Annotated in this window: 2 tRNA genes and 3 rRNA genes; all 5 read left to right on the forward strand. The window is 46.6% G+C overall.

The window, feature by feature from the left end:
* Positions 1-340 precede the first annotated feature (340 nt).
* A 16S ribosomal RNA gene (locus DFQ02_RS14725) occupies positions 341-1,858 on the forward strand.
* Positions 1,859-2,012: 154 nt separating this feature from the next.
* A tRNA-Ile gene (locus DFQ02_RS14730) sits at positions 2,013-2,086 on the forward strand.
* A gap of 242 nt (positions 2,087-2,328) precedes the next feature.
* A tRNA-Ala gene (locus tag DFQ02_RS14735) sits at positions 2,329-2,402 on the forward strand.
* Between the two features lie 184 nt (positions 2,403-2,586).
* Positions 2,587-5,404, forward strand: a 23S ribosomal RNA gene (locus DFQ02_RS14740).
* 164 nt (positions 5,405-5,568) lie between these two features.
* Positions 5,569-5,676 (forward strand): 5S ribosomal RNA (gene rrf, locus DFQ02_RS14745).
* Together the 16S, 23S and 5S rRNA genes with 2 tRNA genes alongside form the textbook arrangement of a ribosomal RNA operon.
* The last annotated feature ends 4 nt before the right edge of the window (positions 5,677-5,680 follow it).

Below are 5,680 nucleotides of genomic sequence, written 5' to 3' on the forward strand. Positions count from 1 at the left end.
GAAATAGGTATTATGTTTGCACCCGCAAAACGGGGGATTGTTTTTCGGTTTTGCGTTGTTCACGATAGGTATTTAGGAATAAAGAAAAGTATTAAAAAAGTTTTTCTAAAAAAAATATTTAAAAAGTATTGTGGGTAAAAAAAAAGGGTTTTATATTTGCACCCGCTAAACGAGGAAACGAGTTTAGGAGCGAAAAAAAGAAGTTCATAGACATATTGAAATCGACAGCGTAAGTAACAATTGGAAACGGTTGTTACAGACAAGAGAATAGACCATTTTGAGAACTAGATATTCTATTGGTTGTTAATAAGACAAGTCTTTTAATAGGCTTAAAAATTTAACAATGAAGAGTTTGATCCTGGCTCAGGATGAACGCTAGCGGCAGGCCTAACACATGCAAGTCGAACGGTAACATTGGTGCTTGCACCAGATGACGAGTGGCGCACGGGTGCGTAACGCGTATGCAACCTACCTCTTACTGGGAGATAGCCTCTGGAAACGGAGATTAATACCCCATAGTATTTATGATTGGCATCGATTATAGATTAAAGGTTACGGTAAGAGATGGGCATGCGTCCTATTAGCTAGTTGGTATGGTAACGGCATACCAAGGCAACGATAGGTAGGGGCCCTGAGAGGGGGATCCCCCACACTGGTACTGAGACACGGACCAGACTCCTACGGGAGGCAGCAGTGAGGAATATTGGACAATGGGCGGAAGCCTGATCCAGCCATGCCGCGTGCAGGAAGACTGCCCTATGGGTTGTAAACTGCTTTTGTACGGGAAGAAACCCTCCTTCGTGAAGGAGCTTGACGGTACCGTAAGAATAAGCATCGGCTAACTCCGTGCCAGCAGCCGCGGTAATACGGAGGATGCAAGCGTTATCCGGAATCATTGGGTTTAAAGGGTCCGTAGGTGGATTTGTAAGTCAGAGGTGAAATCCTGCAGCTTAACTGTAGAACTGCCTTTGATACTGCTAATCTTGAGTCATTGTGAAGTAGTTAGAATATGTAGTGTAGCGGTGAAATGCATAGATATTACATAGAATACCAATTGCGAAGGCAGATTACTAACAATGTACTGACACTGATGGACGAAAGCGTGGGGAGCGAACGGGATTAGATACCCCGGTAGTCCACGCCGTAAACGATGGATACTAGCTGTCCGGCTTCGGCTGGGTGGCTAAGCGAAAGTGATAAGTATCCCACCTGGGGAGTACGTTCGCAAGAATGAAACTCAAAGGAATTGACGGGGGCCCGCACAAGCGGTGGAGCATGTGGTTTAATTCGATGATACGCGAGGAACCTTACCAGGGCTTAAATGTAAGTTGCATGATTTAGAGATAGATCTTTCTTCGGACTACTTACAAGGTGCTGCATGGTTGTCGTCAGCTCGTGCCGTGAGGTGTCAGGTTAAGTCCTATAACGAGCGCAACCCCTGTTGTTAGTTGCCAGCATGTAAAGATGGGAACTCTAGCAAGACTGCCGGTGCAAACCGTGAGGAAGGTGGGGATGACGTCAAATCATCACGGCCCTTACGTCCTGGGCTACACACGTGCTACAATGGCCGGTACAGAGGGCAGCCACACCGTGAGGTGGAGCGAATCCTTAAAACCGGTCTCAGTTCGGATCGGAGTCTGCAACTCGACTCCGTGAAGCTGGAATCGCTAGTAATCGGATATCAGCCATGATCCGGTGAATACGTTCCCGGGCCTTGTACACACCGCCCGTCAAGCCATGGAAGCTGGGAGTGCCTGAAGTCCGTCACCGCAAGGAGCGGCCTAGGGTAAAATCGGTAACTAGGGCTAAGTCGTAACAAGGTAGCCGTACCGGAAGGTGCGGCTGGAACACCTCCTTTCTAGAGAAAGACGACTAATAGGTTTAAATATTTAAGGGAAAGAATAGTTTGTTCTCTTTAGCTGTTGATTTTAAAATATATAGTAAAAAGCCTAAGGCATTAGTGATTAGTTAAAGCCTAAGAGTTAATGATTAAAGGCTAACGACTAAAGTACAGTCTCATAGCTCAGCTGGTTAGAGCGCTACACTGATAATGTAGAGGTCGGCAGTTCGAGTCTGCCTGAGACTACTGAAAGTTGTCGAAGAAAGACGAGAAGTTTACCCTGAGCGTAGTCGAAGGGAGTCTGCCTGAGACTACGAAGCGGCAGAGCCGCGAGTTAAAAGTTGTAAGTGAAAAGTTAAAAGTTCATTTACAGCTTTATAAGTTCATTAGATACTGAAAGGAAATTCTAGGAGTTGAGTTATCACGTTATAAGTGAGCCGTTTAAGAACTGTTAACTAATAACTGTTAACTGTTAACTAAAGAAAGACGGGGGATTAGCTCAGCTGGCTAGAGCGCTTGCCTTGCACGCAAGAGGTCATCGGTTCGACTCCGATATTCTCCACTGCGTCCGACGGAGCCTTGTGCAAAGTCGGGCAGATGCACCTTCGCATAAAGCTACGGTGCACGAAGAAGTTCATTGACATATTGAAAAAGATACATGAAAAAAATAATTAGATAGAAATATTTAATAAAATTAGATAATTGTAACGAGCAATTATTGTAACTCATTAAAAAAGCAAAAAGTACAATAAGCTAAATAAGGGCGTATGGGGAATGCCTAGGCTCTCAGAGGCGAAGAAGGACGTGATAAGCTGCGAAAAGCTGCGGGGACGGGCACATACCGATTGATCCGCAGATATCCGAATGGGGCAACCCACTATATTGAAGATATAGTATCCTTAGGGAGGCGAACCCGGAGAACTGAAACATCTAAGTACCCGGAGGAGAAGAAAACAAAAGTGATTCCGTTAGTAGTGGCGAGCGAACGCGGATTAGCCCAAACCAATGTTGTTACGGCAATATTGGGGTTGTAGGACTGCAATATTCGACACTAAGTGAACTAGAACTGTTTGGAAAGACAGACCATAGAGAGTGATAGTCTCGTAAAGGTAAGCGAAGTTTAGATAGCAGTATCCTGAGTAGCGCGGGGCACGTGAAACCTTGTGTGAATTTGTCGGGACCATCCGATAAGGCTAAATACTCCTGAGAGACCGATAGTGGACTAGTACCGTGAGGGAAAGGTGAAAAGAACCCTGAATAAGGGAGTGAAATAGAACCTGAAACCATACGCTTACAAGCGGTCGGAGCCCGTAAGGGTGACGGCGTGCCTTTTGCATAATGAGCCTACGAGTTACCGTTGCTAGCAAGGTTAAGCACTTCAGGTGCGGATCCGTAGCGAAAGCGAGTCTGAACAGGGCGTATAGTTAGTAGTGGTAGACGCGAAACCGTGTGATCTACCCATGGGCAGGTTGAAGCTGTGGTAACACACAGTGGAGGACCGAACCGGTTGACGTTGAAAAGTCTTCGGATGACCTGTGGGTAGGGGTGAAAGGCCAATCAAACTCGGAAATAGCTCGTACTCCCCGAAATGCATTTAGGTGCAGCGTTGATTTAGTTTTATAGAGGTAGAGCTACTGATTGGATGCGGGGGCTTCACCGCCTACCAATTCCTGACAAACTCCGAATGCTATAAAATGATGATCAGCAGTGAGGGCATGGGTGCTAAGGTCCATGTCCGAGAGGGAAAGAACCCAGACCATCAGCTAAGGTCCCCAAATGTATGTTAAGTTGAATAAACGAGGTGGAATTGCTTAGACAGCTAGGATGTTGGCTTGGAAGCAGCCATTCATTTAAAGAGTGCGTAACAGCTCACTAGTCGAGCGATTCTGCATGGATAATAATCGGGCATAAACATACTACCGAAGCTATGGAATATTTATATTGGTAGGGGAGCATTCTAATTGTGTTGAAGGTTTGCTGTGAGGCATTCTGGAACGGTTAGAAAAGAAAATGTAGGCATAAGTAACGATAATGCGGGCGAGAAACCCGCACTCCGAAAGACTAAGGTTTCCTCAGCTATGCTAATCAGCTGAGGGTTAGTCGGGACCTAACGCGAACCCGAAAGGGGTAGTGGATGGCCAACAGGTTAATATTCCTGTACCTGCTCACGATAAAAGTGACGGAGGCGTATATTTGGTGCGTGCTGACGGAATAGCACGTTGAAGGGAGCGGTAACGCCCCGATAGTACACTGAGGCTTCGGCCAAGGTGATAATCCAGAGAAGCGACTTCCAAGAAAAGCGAGTGAAGCAGCCCGTACCCTAAACCGACACAGGTAGTTGGGATGAGAATTCTAAGGAGCTCGAGAGATTCATGGCTAAGGAACTAGGCAAAATAGACTCGTAACTTCGGGAGAAGAGTCGCCCCCGCTTCGGTGGGGGCCGCAGTGAAAAGATCCAGGCGACTGTTTATCAAAAACACAGGGCTATGCTAAATTGAAAGATGACGTATATGGCCTGACACCTGCCCGGTGCTGGAAGGTTAAGTGGAGGGTTTAGCTTCGGCGAAGATCTGAAATGAAGCCCCAGTAAACGGCGGCCGTAACTATAACGGTCCTAAGGTAGCGAAATTCCTTGTCGGGTAAGTTCCGACCTGCACGAATGGTGCAACGATCTGGATACTGTCTCAGCCATGAGCTCGGTGAAATTGTAGTAACGGTGAAGATGCCGTTTACCCGCTGTGGGACGAAAAGACCCCGTGCACCTTTACTATAGCTTAGTATTGGTTTTGGATAAGTAATGTGTAGGATAGGTGGGAGACTTTGAAGCAGCATCGCCAGGTGTTGTGGAGTCATTGTTGAAATACCACCCTTTGCTTATCTAGAGTCTAACTCTCGTAGAGAGGACAGTGCTTGGTGGGTAGTTTGACTGGGGTGGTCGCCTCCAAAAGAGTAACGGAGGCTTCTAAAGGTACCCTCAGCACGCTTGGTAACCGTGCGTAGAGTGCAATGGCATAAGGGTGCTTGACTGAGAGACCTACAAGTCGATCAGGTTGGAAACAAGAGCATAGTGATCCGGTGGTTCCGCATGGAAGGGCCATCGCTCAAAGGATAAAAGGTACGCCGGGGATAACAGGCTGATCTCCCCCAAGAGCTCACATCGACGGGGGGGTTTGGCACCTCGATGTCGGCTCGTCACATCCTGGGGCTGGAGAAGGTCCCAAGGGTTGGGCTGTTCGCCCATTAAAGTGGCACGCGAGCTGGGTTCAGAACGTCGTGAGACAGTTCGGTCTCTATCTACAGTGGGCGTTAGAAATTTGAGTGGATCTGACTCTAGTACGAGAGGACCGAGTTGGACTAACCTCTGGTGTATCTGTTGTCACGCCAGTGGCATTGCAGAGTAGCTACGTTGGGAAGGGATAAGCGCTGAAAGCATATAAGCGCGAAACCCACCACAAGATGAGATTTCTTTAAAGGGTCGTGGGAGATGACCACGTTGATAGGCTACAGGTGTAAAGGCAGTAATGTCATAGCCGAGTAGTACTAATAACCCATAGGCTTATTGTACGCCTGTTTTTTTAAGAGTAACACTAAAGATTCATGTATATTTTTCAATATGTTAAGATATTTGCGCGCAAGCGCAGTTATAAGCTTTGAGCAATAAGCTGTAAGCTTAAAGTTATGGGAACAAAAATTTATAACTTTTAGCTTGAAACTTATAACTTACAGTTTAAGGTGGTTATAGCGATGGGGCTCACCTCTTACCATTCCGAACAGAGAAGTTAAGCCCATTAGCGCCGATGGTACTACATTTGTGGGAGAGTAGGTCGTTGCCTTTTTTGA

The organism is Seonamhaeicola aphaedonensis, from assembly GCF_003386195.1.
GTDB lineage: Bacteria > Bacteroidota > Bacteroidia > Flavobacteriales > Flavobacteriaceae > Seonamhaeicola > Seonamhaeicola aphaedonensis.